At 68.5% G+C, this 16,489-nt stretch carries 11 protein-coding genes and 1 pseudogene; 7 read left to right on the top strand and 5 right to left on the bottom strand.

The features are described 5' to 3' along the window. The coding region (locus ACWGKU_RS18760) for a helix-turn-helix transcriptional regulator (RefSeq protein WP_452191489.1) at positions 1-1,160 on the bottom strand (1,160 nt) is incomplete at its 3' end. A gap of 476 nt (positions 1,161-1,636) precedes the next feature. Here ACWGKU_RS18760 and panD point away from each other — a divergent pair. From panD to ACWGKU_RS18740, 4 genes are all read left to right on the top strand, one after another. Next, on the top strand, positions 1,637-2,059 hold the full coding sequence (gene panD, locus ACWGKU_RS18755; protein WP_401053088.1) for an aspartate 1-decarboxylase: 423 nt from the start codon (positions 1,637-1,639) through the stop codon (positions 2,057-2,059). A gap of 305 nt (positions 2,060-2,364) precedes the next feature. Next, the gene (locus tag ACWGKU_RS18750) at positions 2,365-2,733 is read left to right on the top strand and encodes a family 1 glycosylhydrolase (RefSeq protein ID WP_452177815.1); all 369 of its coding nucleotides are present in this window, start codon (positions 2,365-2,367) and stop codon (positions 2,731-2,733) included. A 488-nt stretch (positions 2,734-3,221) separates the two neighbouring features. After that, the gene (locus ACWGKU_RS18745; RefSeq protein WP_452177814.1) at positions 3,222-3,734 is read left to right on the top strand and encodes a phosphatidylserine decarboxylase; all 513 of its coding nucleotides are present in this window, start codon (positions 3,222-3,224) and stop codon (positions 3,732-3,734) included. A gap of 159 nt (positions 3,735-3,893) precedes the next feature. Next, entirely contained in the window at positions 3,894-5,507 is a 1,614-nt protein-coding gene (locus ACWGKU_RS18740; protein WP_452177813.1) for a M4 family metallopeptidase, read from the top strand. Between the two features lie 236 nt (positions 5,508-5,743). Here the strand turns inward: ACWGKU_RS18740 and ACWGKU_RS18735 are convergent, their stop codons facing one another. Further along, entirely contained in the window at positions 5,744-6,898 is a 1,155-nt protein-coding gene (locus tag ACWGKU_RS18735; protein ID WP_452177812.1) for an oxygenase MpaB family protein, read from the bottom strand. A 649-nt stretch (positions 6,899-7,547) separates the two neighbouring features. On the opposite strand from ACWGKU_RS18735, the gene ACWGKU_RS18730 reads away from it, so the two are divergent. From ACWGKU_RS18730 to ACWGKU_RS18720, 3 genes and pseudogenes are all read left to right on the top strand, one after another. Continuing rightward, positions 7,548-8,891 carry a GH1 family beta-glucosidase gene (locus tag ACWGKU_RS18730; protein WP_452177811.1) on the top strand — a complete coding sequence of 448 codons (1,344 nt, stop codon included), beginning with the start codon at positions 7,548-7,550 and terminating at the stop codon, positions 8,889-8,891. Between the two features lie 89 nt (positions 8,892-8,980). Beyond that, positions 8,981-9,109: pseudogene (locus ACWGKU_RS18725) on the top strand (family 1 glycosylhydrolase); the annotation flags it as partial. A gap of 371 nt (positions 9,110-9,480) precedes the next feature. Further along, positions 9,481-10,092, top strand: coding sequence for a hypothetical protein (locus ACWGKU_RS18720; protein ID WP_452177810.1), 612 nt, complete (start codon positions 9,481-9,483; stop codon positions 10,090-10,092). 12 nt (positions 10,093-10,104) lie between these two features. Here the strand turns inward: ACWGKU_RS18720 and ACWGKU_RS18715 are convergent, their stop codons facing one another. The 3 genes from ACWGKU_RS18715 to ACWGKU_RS18705 all read right to left on the bottom strand — a co-directional run bounded on the left by ACWGKU_RS18715 (position 10,105) and on the right by ACWGKU_RS18705 (position 16,426). Beyond that, entirely contained in the window at positions 10,105-11,199 is a 1,095-nt protein-coding gene (locus ACWGKU_RS18715) for a hypothetical protein (RefSeq protein ID WP_452177809.1), read from the bottom strand. A gap of 332 nt (positions 11,200-11,531) precedes the next feature. Next, a complete protein-coding gene (locus ACWGKU_RS18710; RefSeq protein ID WP_452177808.1) occupies positions 11,532-12,371 on the bottom strand; it encodes a hypothetical protein in 840 nt (279 codons plus the stop codon). Continuing rightward, entirely contained in the window at positions 12,371-16,426 is a 4,056-nt protein-coding gene (locus ACWGKU_RS18705) for an AAA domain-containing protein (protein ID WP_452177807.1), read from the bottom strand. Before ACWGKU_RS18705 ends, ACWGKU_RS18710 begins: the two co-directional genes overlap by 1 nt. Positions 16,427-16,489 lie beyond the last annotated feature (63 nt).

Here is a 16,489-nt window from a genome sequence, read left to right as displayed (position 1 = left end):
CGGGTTGTGCTGGTGCCCCCTGTGCCCCCAGCTGTGTGGGGGGGGGGGGGCCCGGGGCACCCGCCCGGGTCCCCCGACGCGGAGGTGCCCAACCACTTCTTGAACGTGCGCTGGAAGTGACTCAGTTCCTGATAGCCGACCGTACGGGAGACATCGGTGATCGACATGGTGGTGTTGCGCAGCAGGTGTCCGGCCTCGGTCAGCCGCAGCGCGGTGACGAAGTCGATGAACCGCCAGCCGGTCTCCTGCTTGAAGCGGCGGGAGAAGTGATATTGGCTCATGTACGCACTGCGCGCGACGCGACCGAGTGTCAGACCGCTGTCCGCGTAGTTCCCCCGCAGGTAGGCCACGGCGGCCCGCATGTTCGGCGAGAGCGTGAGCCGGTCGGTGTCCGGCAGTCGCAGGTCCCGTCCGACCTTCGCGGGCTCGACCGTCGACTCGACCGGTTGCCGCGTGAGGAAGACCCGCTGGTCGGCGTGGCGGTAGCCGGGCAGCGTCCGGATGAGCTGGTGCGGGGGACGGATCTCGACACCGGCGGGCGCGATCAGCACCCGGCACTGGTGCAGCCAGGGCTGCAGCCGCGGCCAGGTGAACCTGTCGTCCTCCGTGCACAGTTCCGGGGTGAGCACCTCGGCGGCCCGGTCGGCGATCCGTGCCCAGTCCGCCAGGTCGAGCTGCCGCGGCGAGAGCAGGCTGTCGGCGCCCTCGTGCCGCATCCGCGCCACCGTGGCGTAGCTCTCGTCCCCGAGCGACAGCGCGAGGTCGCAGATGCCGTCGTAGGCCCGGCGCTGCAGCCGGCGGTCCACCCGCAGCGTGAACAGGCTTCCGACCATCTCGCACGCCGTGTGCCAGTCGTCGAACACCACCACCTCGGCCAGCTCGACCTTGGGGCTCGTGTTGAAGTAGGTGGCGAAGTCCATGACGCCCAGCGCCTGCGCGTTGTAGTAGGCGACGATGTCGCTCAGCGAGCTCTGCCCGTGCAGCCGGCGCACCGCCGGCAGCTCCGGCAGCACGCTCGCGTGCGAGAGCACCCGGTCGCTGTCGTCGGTCAGGTAGGCCACGCTGCGTCCCCGTTCGAGCGCGTGACCGGCGACCAGCAGCCCGGTGAGCGAGCGGTCGTGGCCCGCCGGAACGTCCAGCATGACGTCCGCGTCGCTCATTCTGGCGCGGTACGCATCGAGCACGCGGTGCTCGGACTCACCGAGTTGTCGAGAATCCGTCAAGGCAGCGATCATTTTTCCCCCTTGTGCAGATATCACTCGCTGACCGCGCGCGAAGGCGCCTCCCTGCCGTCGACGGGTGTCCGATCGGCACCACGTCACGGCCTGCTCGAACCGGACTCGACGGCGATCCCGGTGGCAGCGCGCGGACAGGTCACAGTGCCGAGGGCGATTCCCCGGACGCGAGCAGAACCTCCCCAACGATTCCCGCCCGCCACGGTGTCCCCGGGCGTGAACCCGTTCGATGGTCACATCACGCCGCGAACGCGTCAACCCGCATTTGTGACCCCTGACCACCGCACTTCCCGCCGCGGAGCCCTGATCGTGACGGAGCGTCAGCCGGGGCCCCGGAGAGGTCTCCCGTGTTCGCCGAGGGCGTCGCGGTGCCAGTACACCCTGTCAAAGAAGGAGCAGTCATGTATCGCACCCTGATGCGGTCGAAGATCCACCGGGCCACGGTGACGCAGGCCGACCTGCACTACGTCGGCTCGCTGACCATCTGCGCCGACCTGATGGAGGCCGCCGACCTGGTGGCCGGCGAGAAGGTCGACATCGTCGACATCAACAACGGGCAGCGGCTGTCCACCTATGTGATCGAGGGGCCGCGCGGCAGCGGTGTGATCGGCATCAACGGCGCCGCCGCCCGGCTCATCGGCGTCGGCGACCTTGTGATCATCATCGCCTACGCGCAGGTGCACCAGGACGAACTCGGCAAGCTCGAACCCCGGGTGGTCTTCGTCGACGAGAACAACCGGATCCTGCACGAGGGCTCCGATCCGGCCGACGTGCCGGCGGAATCCGGCCTGGTCCGCGGTGACACCCTCGCGACCGGGAACTGAGCCTGGGTCACCGCACAACGGTTCCATGGGATTTCGCCACGGCGGTCGGGCCGGGTCGATCGCGTGCGCCGCGATCGCCCCGGCCCGACCCGGGTCGGCACCGGTCGGCCGCCGCGAACGACTCCGGCCGCATAGGGGTCCGACCGCCGAAGTCCGGGGTCGCCCTCGCTGGTGTTCCGGCGCGGCGTCAGTAATATGACAGCCCATCATGTTCTCGTCAGGAGGCTGTCATGCCCGACCGCTTCGACCTGCCGGCGGGGTTCCGCTGGGGTGCCGCCACCGCCGCTTACCAGATCTAGGGGGCGGTGGAGGAGGACGGCCGCGGGCCGTCCGTCCGGGACATCTTCGCCGCCCACCACCAGCTCCTCGCCCACGGCCTGGCCGCCGCGATCCTCCACGAGCGCGGCCTGGGGGCGATGCTCTCCAACAACCTCACCCCGGTCGAGCCGGCCTCCTCGGACCCCGCCGACCTGGCCGCCGCAGCCGCCTACGACGCCCTCCACAACCGGCTGTTCACCGACCCCGTCCTCCTCGGCCGCGCACCTCACCGTTCACTGAGCTCGCCCTGCCTCTCGGCAGATACGGAGACGGCGATGCCGCACCCCGCTCCGTTCATTCAACGACTCTGCCCCGTCACCCGCGGTACCGAAGGCCGACTGACACGTCGGCCATGACGTGCGTGACGTCGACGGCCACCGTCATCCTTTCGAGTCCCTTTGGCGACGAACCGTGTTTCCTCGCCTGTTGCGCAGGTGAGACTCGCGAGGATCTCCACCTGGACGTGGTCGATCGAATGCCAAGGAGACAACCATGCTCGGTGACCTCACCGGCGCCCTGGCCGACGCCCGCTACCGCACCTCGTTCGGGCGGGTCGCCGGGTATCTTCCGAAGGACCGCCGGGCGGTCGACGCCTGGCTGGCGGACCTCGCGGACCGGGCCCGGGACCGGAGGGAACCGCACAGCCCCGCGGTCGCGACCCTCAAGAAGCTGATCGAGACCGACACCGGCATCCAGTCGCTGGTGTCCGGGATGCTCGAACAGCTCCCGCGCGGCCTCCAGCCGGTCCACGGCGTCGAGCACCTGTTGCGGTGCGTGGCTGACCGAGGAGGACAACGGCTGGCTGTCCCCGCACGCCGTCGAAAGCCACCGGCTCGACGACTACGTGATCCCCGACCGCAGCGCCGAGCACTGGGGCTTCGCGTCGTTCAACGACTTCTTCCACCGGAAGTTCAAGCCCGAGGCCCGCCCGGTCTCCACCGACCCCACCGCCGTCCTCGCGCCGGGCGACGCCACCCTGATCCGCCACGAACGGCAGGTCGAGAAGAACGCCGGATTCACCCTCAAAGGCCAGAGCCACTCCCTGGCGGATACGCTCAACAACAGCGCCTGCACGGACCGGTTCGTCGGCGGCGACGTCCTCCAGCTGCTGGTCCCCGCCACCGGCTACCACCGCTGGCACGCACCGGTCGACGGCGTGGTGCGGCACGTGGAGACCGTCCCCGGCCTGGTGTTCGGCACGGCCGAGCTCGACGGATCGGGCCCCGTCGGCCAGGGGCCGTCGCTGGGCGGTGCGGCGGCGTCCAGCACCCGGGCCCTGGTGTTCATCGAGAGCACCGCTCCTCGCATCGGCACGGTCTGCCTCCCCGCCAACGCCCCCATCGCCAACGTCAAGTAGCGGCCGGGGTCGCCGGGCCGCTCGCAGCCGCCTTCAGCCGGTTCCGGTGCTGGGGCACGACAGTCCGGACCCGGGCGGCAACGCCATCCGATGCCGGCCCTGGCCGGCACACGATCATGTGGACACGAACCGTGGCCGCACGCACCGAGGAATCCCCCTTTGCAGCCTGTATCCCCCCATCACGGACTCCGCCGGCCCACCCGGCTGGCCGCCGCCCTGGCGCTCCTGACCACCCTGGCGCTGACGGGCGTCCAGTCGACAGGAGCCGCCGCCCGCACACTCCCTGGCACCTCGCAGACCCGGGGCGACGCGCCGACGCTGTCCCCGCAGGAACACGCCGAGCTTCTGCGGGAAGCCGCCCGGACCGCCATCGCGACGGCGAAGGCGCTGAACCTGGACCCGCGCGAGAGCCTGCAGATCGGCGATGCCACCCGGGACGCGGACGGCACCGTCCACTTCCGCTACAACCGCACCTTCGCCACGGTGCCGGTCCTCGGCGGCGACCTGATCGTCCACCGCACCCCGCAGGGCGCCCTCACCGACACCCGCGCCCACCGGGCGCCGGTCAGCGTGCCGACCATCACGCCCACGATCCCGGCCGTCCAGGTGATGCAGTCGCTCCACACCACGGAGCTACCGCGCCTGGTCGTCTGGTCGGCCGCCCAAACCCCCGCGCTGGCCTGGGAATCCGTCCTGGACGGCACCCAGGAGGACGGCACCCCCAGCGAACGCCACATCGTGACCGACGCGACCTCGGGCACTCAGCTCTACACCTACGAGGCCGTGCACACCGGCATCGGCCAAGGACAGTACAACGGCACGGTGACCCTGGGCACCGAGCACAGCCTGTTCCGGTACGAGATGGACGACACCGCCCGCGGCGGCCACCGGACCTACAACCTGCACCACGCCTCCACCGGCCAGGGCGAACTGTTCACCGACCAGGACGACCGCTGGGGCAACGGCACCCAGAGCGACGACGAGACGGCGGGCGTCGACGCCCACTACGGCGCCGCGGCCACCTGGGACTACCTCCAGCAGGTGCACGGGCGCGCCGGAATCCGCGGCGACGGTGTCGGCGCCTACAGCCGTGTCCACGCCGGTGACAACTACACGAACGCCTTCTGGGACAACGGCTGCTTCTGCATGACCTACGGCGACGGGCCCGGCAACGCCAAGCCGCTGACCGAACTGGACGTGGCCGCACACGAGATGATCCACGGCCTGACCTCCGCCACCGCGGGTCTGGAGTACCGGGCCGAGTCCGGCGGACTCAACGAGGCCACCAGCGACATCCTCGCCACCGCCGTCGCGTTCCACACCGACAACCCCACCGACGTCCCCGGCTACCTCATGGGCAAACGCCTCAACCTCAACGGCAAGGGCACCCCGCTGCGCTACCTGGACCGGCCCTCCCGGGACGGCCGCTCGCCCGACTACTGGTACGACGGCATCGCCGGCATCGACGTCCACTACTCCTCGGGCCCCGCCAACCACTTCTTCTACCTGCTCGCCGAGGGCAGCGGCCCCAGGACCATCAACGGCATCGACTACGACAGCCCCACCATCGACGGCCGCACCGTCACCGGCATCGGCCGCGTCGCCGCCGAGCAGATCTGGTACCGGGCCTTGACCATCTACATGACCACCACCACCGACTACCACGACGCCCGCGCCGCCACCCTCCAAGCCGCCGCCGACCTCTACGGCCCCGGCAGCACCGCCTACGCGACCGTCGCCGACACCTGGTCCGCCGTCAACGTCAACGGCTGACACCAGGCCGCACACCGCGCCCACGGCCAGCCGCTCAGGCGACACGGCGGTCCTGCCATCGTCCGGTCCGGGCAGTGCGCCCCGGGCGCAGTGCCCGGGCGGTTCGGGCAACGACCCCGGGAGGCAGCGCCGCCGTGCGTTTCCCCTGGAAGCCGAGCCGTTCCGCTGCGCCACGTGGTGCTTCGCGCCGTGCCCCGCCCGGGCCTTTGGGGTTGGCGGGGCACGGCGTGGGGTGCTCAGCGGTCGTCGCCGAGCTCCTGGTGCATCTGCGGCTGGTCGTCTTGGTCGTGGGTGAGCGCGAACTTCTGGATCTCGTTGAACGTCTTGGAGGCCATGCCGAGGACGTCCTTGTAGGGGTTGACGCCGGTGGCCTTCTGGACGGAGCCGCCGAGGAGCCCGCCGCCCAGGCCGCTGACCACGCCGTGGCCGGCGGCGAGCGGACCGGCGGCGAGGTCGAGGACGCCCTTGGGCACGCCGGCCATGTCGGCGTACCTGTCGGTGAGCGCGTGCCGGACCAGGGCCATGAGCGCGTCGTGCGTGGGGCCGGGGTAGAACTGCTTGTAGAAGTCGACGGCCTGCTGCGTCATGAAGACGCCGTCCTCGGTCTTCTTCCACTCGTCGTCGCGCACCTGGTTCCAGACGCGCGTGACCAGGTCGGCGTCCTTGGGCAGTTGCCACCGCTCGGGGGTGCCGAGGTAGTGGTTGACGTAGTGCCAGGCACACATGAACCCGTGGGCGTCCTCCTCGGAGACGTCGATGCCGAGGTTCTTCATGGCCTCCAGGATCTGCACGCTGAACACGCAGGAGGCGCCGGTGGTGTATTTGATCGACACCGGCTCGCCCCACTTGGCGTAGTCCCATGCGCCGCTCTTCTTGTGCAACTGCCGTACGGAGGCGTGGACCAGGCGGACCTTGGTGACGTTCGCCGCGAGGGTGCCGTCGCGCAGGGCGTTCTTGTTGCCCATGTCGAGGAACAGTCGGGACGACTGCGACAGGCGCCGGCCCGGGCCCTTGACGCCGCCGAGCCGGCCGGTCGAGCGGAGCGTGAACGCGCCGGTGGGGGAGAGGTAGGTACCGATCAGGCCGACGGTGCCCTGGAGCATGGTCACTTCGCCGTGGTGGTGGCCGAAGAAGCCCTCCGCGGCGTCGACGTCCGCCTCCGACCAGTCCGGCGGCGGTGCCGCGGCCTCCCGCAGGAAGTCCGCCAGCCGCTGGGGCAGTTGGGAGAGGTCCTGGCCGGTCTTGAGCGTCCCGATGGTGCGGAAGAGGGCGTTGACGCCGTCGACTTCCTTGTGGTCGATCAGATCGGAGACGAGCTGATCGGCCTGCGGGTCACCTGCCCGGCCCGCGGCCTCCAGCTCCTGCGTCGCGTTCTGAGTCGTCAAAGCCACAGAAGGGTTCCTTCCTTCGCTGAGAGGGAGCCGCCGGTCGACACGTGCCGGGAACCGTGGTCGACACGGCGTCCCGGGCGGATGGATCAGCGAGCAGCGGCATGCTTCCGACTCTGGCGGAACGTCGTACCTCCGCTGAGCGACGAAACGTTTCGTCCTCCCTCGAAAGAGTGAAGGGCAACACGGTGGCTGTCCGGCCACGGCACTGGTGCCGGTGAGGGCGGTCCAGGAGCCACACGTCATGCTCGAAGGGCACCCGTGGGGGCGGCGGGGACCAGCCGCACACCGGGCGATCTCGCAACGTCCGCAGCAGCGAACGCGCTCCTGTCCCGCCTGGCGATGAGTCCGCGTCGATGCTCCGTGTGAGCAGGTGGGCGTGCCGGTGGCAGCTGGGGAGGTGTCCGGCGTGCAGGGGCAGCCCGGGGGCCACACGTCGCAGATGAGCTCGCGCAGCGATAGTTCTTCTGCACGGACAACGCGTTCCGTTCAGTGCACGGCAGGCTGAGATGGACATCGCCGGGCGACTGGGGGGTCAAGCGGGTTCTGGGACACCAGTTGTGGGGTCTCCGGACGTGGTCGACGGTCCTCTGGTGTTCCGGTGCGACGTCGATAACATGAGGACTCCTCACATAATCGTCAGGAGGCTGCCATGCCGAACCGCTTCGACTTGCCGGCGGGGTTCCGCTGGGGTGCCGCCACCGCCGCGTACCAGATCGAGGGGGCGGTGGGGGAGGACGGCCGCGGGCCCTCCGTCTGGGACACCTTCGCCGCCCGGCCGGGAGCCGTCCGCGACGGCCACACCGGGGCGGTGGCCTGCGACCACTACCACCGCTACCCCGAGGACATCGCCCTGATGAAGGGCCTCGGGCTCGACGGCTACCGCTTCTCCGTCGCCTGGTCCCGCGTCCTGCCCACCGGCGCGGGCGCCGTCAACGAGGCCGGCCTCGCCTTCTACGACCGCCTCGTGGACGCCCTTCTCGACGCGGGCATCACCCCGCTGCCCACCCTCTTCCACTGGGACCTCCCGCAGGGCCTCGAAGACCACGGCGGCTGGCTGAACCGCGACACCGCGTACCGCTTCGCCGAGTACGCCACCGTCATGGCCGACCGCCTCGGCGACCGCGTCCCCGCCTGGATCACCCTCAACGAGCCCTTCGTCCACACCGTCTTCGGCTACGCCCTCGGCACCCACGCCCCCGGCCGCACCCTGATGTTCGAAGCCCTCCCGGCCGCCCACCACCAGCTCCTCGCCCACGGCCTGGCCACCTCCGTCCTCCACGACCGCGGCCTGGAGGCGATGCTCTCCAACAACCTCACCCCCGTCGAGCCGGCCTCCTCAAGCCCCGCCGACCTCGCCGCCGCAGCCGCCTACGACGCCCTCCACAACCGGCTGTTCACCGACCCCGTCCTCCTCGGCCGCTACCCCGACCTCACCGCCCTCGGCGTCCCCGACGACATCTTCGGCGCCGTCCGCGACGGCGACCTCGACCTCATCCACACCCCCGGCCTCGACGGCCTCGGCCTCAACTTCTACAACCCCACCCGCGTCGCCGCCCCCACCGACCCGGGCCTGCCCTTCGACCTCGTCGACATCCCCGACGTCCCCCACACAGCCTTCGGCTGGCCCGTCGTCCCCGACGCCCTCCGCCAACTCCTCCTCGGCCTGCGGGACACCTACGGCAAGGCCCTCCCGCCGATCACCATCACCGAGAACGGTTGCTCCGTCACCGAGGAGACCGACCCCGACCAGCCCCGCATCGACTTCATGGCCGCCCACCTCGACGCCCTCGCCCGCGCCGCCGCCGAAGGCATCGACATCCGCGGCTACTACACCTGGTCCCTCCTCGACAACTTCGAATGGGCCGAGGGGCTGTTCCGTCAGAGGTTTGGCCTCGTTCATGTCGACTTCACCACGCAGCGGCGCACCCCGAAGGCCTCGTATGCCTGGTATCGCGACCTCATTGCTGCCCACCGGGTGCGGAACGCGAAGTAGGCGTCGGTAACTTCAGTGCAAGAGTGCAGAGTTGAGAAAGGTCGTGAACGGTAGTTGTGGTCTCCCTATAATGACAGCCTGTTCGACGGGCCGAGGGTTACCACCAGCGCTTCGGCCTCGTCCACGTCGACTTCACCACCCAGCGCCGCACCCCGAAGGCCTCGTACGCCTGGTACCGCGACCTGATCACCGCTCATTTAGCCCGGCGCTCAATGTAGTTGGTCCTTCAGCTGCTGCGGGATGTGCGGCCCCTCGGCGTTGGCCGAGAGGCCCTCTGGACGGCGCGGCCCGCAGCAGCTGAGCCCCGGACTCAAGGCAGAAGACAGGGTGTTCGACAAGTCTGTAGCCCGTCCCCAGTGATTCAGCTGCGGGCCGGTTGCGTAGGGAAGGGCGGCCTTGCGACTTCAGGCCCTCACCTCGCGTGTCCAGCCGGAAGGGTCTCGGTGCCAGGAGGCTCCTTGCCGCAGCCCGACGCGGCCACCCGGGCCCGTGCTGTCCTGAGGATGCGAGATCCACTCGTGTACTCCCGGAAGCCCGGCGCGGAGGGGCGCCTGGCCGTGGTGCCGCGCGGTACGGCAAGGTGGGGTCCATGGCAAGTGTGGCGAATCCTGCAGCTTGGCGCTCTGTCCGCGAGGCGGCCTTCTCGCAGGTGTCCTCGGAGAGTGAAGGGATCACGCTCTCGGTCCTGGGTACCCGTGCCCTCCTGCTGTACCGGATTGATGAAGGTGAGCATCGCAGGCGGGAAGCGGTTGGTGCTGAGCAGTTGGACAGCATCCCCGTGTTGGAGTGCCTGCTCAGCCTTCCGGTTGACCTTCCCGTTCCGGTGGGCTCGCTCCCGCGGCGGGTAGAGGTTCGTCATCTCCCTCACGGAGCGGTCGAGTCGGACACGGAGCTGGTGACACGTCGAGCGGTCCGGCCGCTCGCCATTGACCTCGCGGTTGTGCCGGCCACCGACTGGCGGCGGGGTCTTGAGCGTGCGGGCCGATTTGCACCGTTCTGCCGCCGAGCGGTCCTGCTCCGCCGGACCCCGTGCGCGGGGCTGGACGAGATCTTGACGCAGGCCGCCTTCTACGGCATCGGCGTGTTCGTCCATGAGCAGGACGGGATCCGGATGGCCCTGCAACCCGAGGCGTACAGGCCGCTGCGGCACACCGCAGCGGCCTGGCACTTCATCGAGGAGCTGTACGGACGACTTGGTTGAACCGCCCGCGTCTCAGTCCGCTCCTGCGCCTGTCGACGTCGAAGGTGCCGTCGCATTGAGGAGGGACCACCGCAGCAGTTGCGGCTGGACCCTGAATCCGTTCGGCTGCTTGATGGCGGCGTTGACAAGCGGATAGCGGTTCACGGCGGCACGGCAGCGTTCCTGCCACCACCGTTGGCGGTCGGGCCCGGGCGCCAGGGTCTGCAACGTCTGCTGCCAGGACAACAACACGGACGTGTTGTGTTGGGCTGCTGTTTTGGCGTCACGATTGCTCGGGAAGCTGTCCAGCGGCCGTTGTCCGCAGGCCGCGCACTCACAAACGGGTGCGTGCGTCGCGGCGAAGCGGCGTGCGAGGGTCTTTCCGAGGAACAGGGCCATCAACTCGGGGAACAGAACGGACGGGGAATCGGCGAACCCCGAGCTCTTCGTCGGCTCGCCGGGCGGTACGACATGCCGGAGGCGCGCCGAAAGCCCGTAGCCGGCGAATGCCGCGCCCCCGGCGAGCGCGCCGAACGCCGCGAGATCGGCCCGCAGCAGGGCGGTGCCCGGCACCTGAGCCAGGACCCGGGCCAGGCCGGTGAGAGCGTCTGGGAAGCTCGCCAGCGGGTCCAACTGGCCGCCGAGCATGATGGCCTTGGATCCCGGTGCTGTGCTCAGTTCATCGATGAGACGGTTAACCAGGTCGATCTGCAGCCAGCCGACGTCGATCGGTAGCGCGAGCACGATTCGAGGATCCTCGCGCACGGCCACCTCGTGCACAGCAGCCCGTACAGCGGCCGTGTCCCCAGCTCGGAGGTACCCGGTTGGCGTGAGCGCCGCCGTCGCGCCGACGGCGAGCTGCTCCTGGACTGCCTGACCGAGCGGGTCGGTGGCGGGGAACTCACCGGTCCGCTGCAGGTAGGGCAGGTCTGCCGTCGCGATGCCGACCTCGTAGAACGCCGGGTCGGCGAGGAGTACGTCCTCGTAGCCCTCCTCCCGCAGGTCCAGTGTCTTCCTGAGGGCCTTCGGCCCGCCGATCACGAGCCCGCTCCGGCCGATGTTGAGCTGGTCCCGCACCCACCCCACTCGCGCGGCGTCCACGTGGATGAGCAGCCGTTCGGTGAGCAACTCCGCTTGATTGAAACGAGCTTGGTCGATGAAACGGGACCTCCGGCGTCGGGAGGATCCCCGGGAACGGGAGCGCGGGATGGAGGAGTCGGACATGGCCTCGCCTTCGAATCGGCGGAAACACTCGACGACGTACTCGTGGCTCTACTGTACGGAGCGGAGCGACACTCCGCGGTTCGCAGCGATACCAGTCACTGGAGAGAAGGCAAGAGTTGGCCGAAGGCCAGGTGACTGCGGTCAGGACGACGTCATGTGTTGCGGGGCAGGGGGCGTCGTGCGGCTGGTACTGCGACCCGGTCGCCACCCACCGGGCGCGATATGCCAGGTAGTAGTCATTGCAGGCTCGACTCGAGATCGTTGAGGACAGCGAGGACCGGGCCCCAGCACATCATGACGGTGTCGTGGTCGGGGTCGATCCCGCGTTCCCGCTGCTGACGAAGGTGGACGAAGTTGCGGTACTCGCGGACGATTTTCATGAAGTCGTGAGCGTCGACCTGAATCCAGCCCCGGGACCGTGCAGTGTCGAGTAGCAGTGCCAGGCTGGCCTTTGCCGCAGGCACCGGCCTTCCTCCGTTGGGATTCGGGAATCCCTGCGCCAGGCTCGGTTCGCGTTTGGTCAGCACGTCGAGCAGTAGACCTTCGGTGAAGCTTCCGATGCCGATGAGGGCGAAGACGTGCGCACCGTTGTCCGCGCAGATACGGGTCTCGTTCACCCGCTGCATGAGCTGACGAGTGATCTCGTCGTTGCTGACCAGTTGTCGGACACGTGCCTCCAAGTCTTCGGGTGGATTGAAGGTGGTCGATCGGCCGTCCTCGCCGAGCGCACCCAGCATAGGGCGGCCGCCAACGTGAGTGATCGACAACTGCTCTGCGGAGAGGACCTGGTTGAGTCCCTGCCGGAGGAGGTCGGCGGACGCCATGCCGTCCTCGTACTCCAGCGGATCGCAGATGCGGCAGAGGAGGCGGCTGACGGCGGCTTCGTCATGGGCCGACTCCGTGATCGCCTCGCTGAGCCAGGGGACCCTCGCCGTGCCGTCGTACTCAACTGGTACGGGCCAGGCCGCTCGTTTCAGAAGCTCAGCCAGCTGGTAGCCGGGGCGTTCGAAAGGGCCGTCCGTGTCCACGACGAGTCGCGCGATGCGCTGGATGGTCATGGGATCGAGCTGGGGCATCAGATGTGCTCCTTGTCCGCGAACTGCTGTGAGTGATCGAATGCCTGGTTGAGACGTTCGACGATGACCCGTCCTCGCTTCCGGAAGCCGAGTTCGGTCATGGCCTGACTGATCCGGGTATCACGGTCAAGCTGGTAGCCGTCGCTGAGAATCCAGCCGGCGAGCGTGCGGAGGTCCATATCGGAGTAGGTGCCGATGCTGCCACCGAGCCTCAACGACGGTTTAGGTCCTCGCCGATTCGACGGCTCTTCTGCCCGACGTGGAGCGGGGACCGGGTCCTGAATCACCCTGCCGTTCGGCGGTTCATCGGCCGCCCGGACGACGTCTTGCCAGACGTCGACGAGTCGGTCCGTCTCGGCCTGGGGGTCAGCGAACCAGTCCGCGGCCCAGATTCGATGGAATCGCCATCCGAGTCGTTCCAGGTGTGCCTGGCGGAGCCGGTCACGATCTCGTGCGCTCACTGTGCGGTGGTAGCGGTCGCCATCCGTCTCCACAGCGAGCAGCATCTGACCGGGTCGCTCCGGATGGGCCAGTGCGAAGTCGATACGGTAGCCGGAAACGCCCCATTGCGGGACGGCGGGTACGCCTGCGGACCGCATGGCGTCCAGGACCCCCCGCTCGAACGGGTTCAGCTCGTACGTCTCCTGGCGGCCGCCAGACCGGGAGAGGTCACCCTGGACAGCGCAGTATTCGAGGAACAGGCGCAGCAGTTCAGGGCCGCGGTTCTTCGTCTCGGCACGAGGGCCGAAGTCGTGATGGGAGAACGAACTGACGACCGTCATGCGCTTGCGGGCGCGCGTGATGGCGACGTTGAGCCGACGCTCTCCCCCTTCGTTGTTGAGAGGCCCGAAACGTTGGGCAAGCCGGCCGTTGGCGGCCTTGGCATATCCGATGCTGAGGATGATCGCGTCGCGTTCGTCGCCCTGCACGCGTTCGAGGTTCTTGATGAAGAAGCGTCGGCCGGGGCTGGCCTCGGGGCTGAAGTATTCCTGTAGGTCCGGCTGCTCCTCGAGGGCTCTGCGCAAGGCGAGATCGATGCGATCGGCGTGCCGTTGGCCCATGGTGATGATGCCGAGGCTCAGGTCGGGGGTATGGGTGGCGTGGTCGAGCGCCAGCTCCACCACGCGTGCGACCTCCTGAGGTGCGGATCCGTCTTGGCCGGGCAGCGTATGGCCGTCGACCACCTCCAGACGGATCGGACTCTCGACGGCGGTCCCTGGAAAGGTGACGAGCCGGTCGCCGTAGATCTCCCGGTTGGAGAAGGCGATCAGTCTCTCGTCACTGCTCCGGTAGTGCCAGCGGAGGGTGTGGACGTTGGGCAGTCGACTACTGAGCAAGTCCAGGAGCGATTCGAAAACGCCGGGATCGTTCCCCTCCTCCTCATCAGCGTTCTCCTGGCTGTCGGTGCCGCTTAGCACTCGGCTGAAGAATGATGTGGGCGGCAGCTGGTTCCGGTCACCCGCGACGACGACCTGGCGACCCCGCATGATCGATGTCATGGCGTCGTGCGGCAGGATCTGGCTGGCTTCATCGAAGACCACCACGTCGAACAGCCGGGTGGCCGGTAGCACTCGGCTGACCACGAGCGGCGACATGGCCCAGCAGGGTTTGGCTGCCAGCAGCACGTCCGGGGCTTTGGCGACCAGCTTACGCAGGGGGAGGTGTCGAGTCTTGCGCGCGGCCTGTTCACGGACCACGGCATTCTGGTCGCGGTGGCCATCGCGGGCCTTTCGCAGCCTGGCCGCCACGGAGTAACGCACGCGGCTGGCGTTGACGGCCATGTGGTCGCTGTCAGTGCGGCGGAACTGTGTGACGGCGTGATCGTGTTCCCGTCCGATGAAGGTGCGAACGTGCTGGGAATGCATTTTGATCTCGTCAAGAACGGATGACCACCAGGCGTACCGGAACCGGGCGACCGCTGCCTCGGGCGTGGAGAGGCTCTGGGCCAGCTCGTCGAGCAGCGGGCCAAGACCGGCGGCCTCCAAACGGTCGGTCAGCTGATTGAGCTCGGGCATCTGGTACAGCGTCGCCCGGTGGGCGTCGAGTTCTCGCACGATCGCGGCGACCTCGTCGGCGGGTTTCTTCGCCCAGTCGTCGACACCGGCAAAGAGGGCCACTGCGGCGAGCCGGTCGCGAAGTTCGGTGAAGTTCTTCAGAGCAGCGCCGAGCTCAGGGACGGCGGACGGCGGTGCGCCGTCCAGCGACACGCTCTGCCAGCGGGTTCGCTGCTCGTGGGCCTGGACCAGCCGGGTGTGGAGAATCCGGCGGTCGCGCAGTCCGTCGCGATGGACTGCCCTGGCTTCACGGACCAAGGAGCGCCGCTGCCACCAGCCGACGGGTTGCCCGTGCTGCTTGCGCCAAGCTCGGTCGGCGGTGGCAGCGACGAACTGGTCGAGCTGCGGTCCGAAGACCTCTGCAGTGAATTCCTCGAAGGTGCCGGACACGGCTTGGAGAAGGTCCAGCAGGTGCTGCCAACCGTGGATGTCCTGTGCCTGGCACAGTCCCGCTGCGGTGATGAGCGCCTCGATCTCCTGGCGGGTGTCCACGAAGGCCGTGCCCGCCAGGTGGTCGAGTCGTTCGAGGACGGGACGGAGTTCTGTGGCGTCCCGTACGCGGGTGCGCGCCCAGGGAGATTGGCCGCGCCGAATCTGCAGCCCCTTCCGGCTGACGAACTTGTGCAGATCCTGCTCTACGTGTTGCCGGGCAGTCCGGTCCAGCTGCCGCAGGACATCCCCGCGCAGGCGCCAACGGGTCTGTTGCTCGGACGGAACTCCCGACAGTTCCGTCAGCGCCTGGTAGGCGCTAGCCCCCCACGGGGACCTGGGCTGGTGGAACTCGGAGACGTGCCGTCCGATCTGACCGCGGAAGTGCTCGAGCGAGGCGTGCAACTGATCAGGGTGCGGCGGCGGCTCCTGGCCCGACCGGTCGAGGGTCTCAAGAAGCTGTTGGGCGAGCTGCCGGCGGTTCAGCTTGTTCCCGTGGAGATCGAGAACGAGTCCGTCGAGGTCGACTTGGGCGAGTCGGTTGGTGACCGCCTCGATCGCGGCGCGCTTCTCCGCGACAAAGAGGACGCGGCGTCCCTCAGCAGCCAGTGCGGCGATGAGGTTGGCGATGGTCTGGCTCTTGCCCGTTCCGGGAGGGCCCTCAATGACCACGTGTCGGCCGGCCAGTACGGCGCGGATCGCACGCTGCTGAGAGGCATCGGCGTCGTGGACGAGGAACTCCTGCTGCGGCGGGACCTCGCCTTCCATAGGAAGGCCTTCCGTGTCCTCCAGTAGCGAGCGGGCCGCAGTGCTGTCACCGGCGATGGCGGCGATGACGGGGTGCTCGGCAAGCAATGAGGTCGAGTTCTTCAGGTCGTTGACCATGGGTAGCCGGTCAAAGCTGAAGGCCCCGACTACTAAGCGTTCCTCGAACGACGCGGACAGCCCGCTCCGGTGGAGGGCCTTGGCGAGGAGGTCGTATACAGCGCGTACTCGGGTGCCTGGATCCGATTGATCCTCAAGCACGGCTGATGCTTGGTCGGTCAGTTGGTCGAGGTCGGCGTCCAGGCCGTACTGGCGGCTCAACGCGTAGAACAGGACCGGATTGATCTCCGGCTCGCCGTCGACCTGGAGGACGAAGTCGTTCTCGGTGGCTGTGCGCGGCTGGATTGTCAGGGGCAGCAGCACGAGGGGAGCGCGCAGCGGGAGGACGGTGGTTGTGCCACGTGTCCTCGGCGGGTCCACGTTGAGCAGTCCGCAGGATAGGCGGCCGGCCTCGATACCCTGCTCCTCGTCCAGTTCCATGATCCGGCGCCGCAGGTAGCGTGCGCGGAGGCAAGCGGATTTGTGATCGGACGGATCGGATACGAGACTCGCAAGCCGGACCTTCCGGCCAGTCAGCAGCGCGTGCTGTGCCTCGATCGAGACGGTGGTCAGGTCGAGGCTGCCAGTCTTGGTGTCCTTGAAGTGCAGCAGTGTGTTGCGCGGTCCGAAATCAATGAGTTCGTCGGCCCATCGCTGAGCCTGGGAGGCCACGGCCTCCTCCCTCGCGCGGCTGGCGGTGCCGTCCACTTGCTGACCCTCCGGTCCGTCGTCCTGAGCTCACCTGGTCGGTAGGCGAACGCACCAGAGTAC

Source organism: Kitasatospora sp. NPDC054768, assembly GCF_053612025.1.
This window is presented reverse-complemented; position numbering and strand designations above follow the sequence as displayed.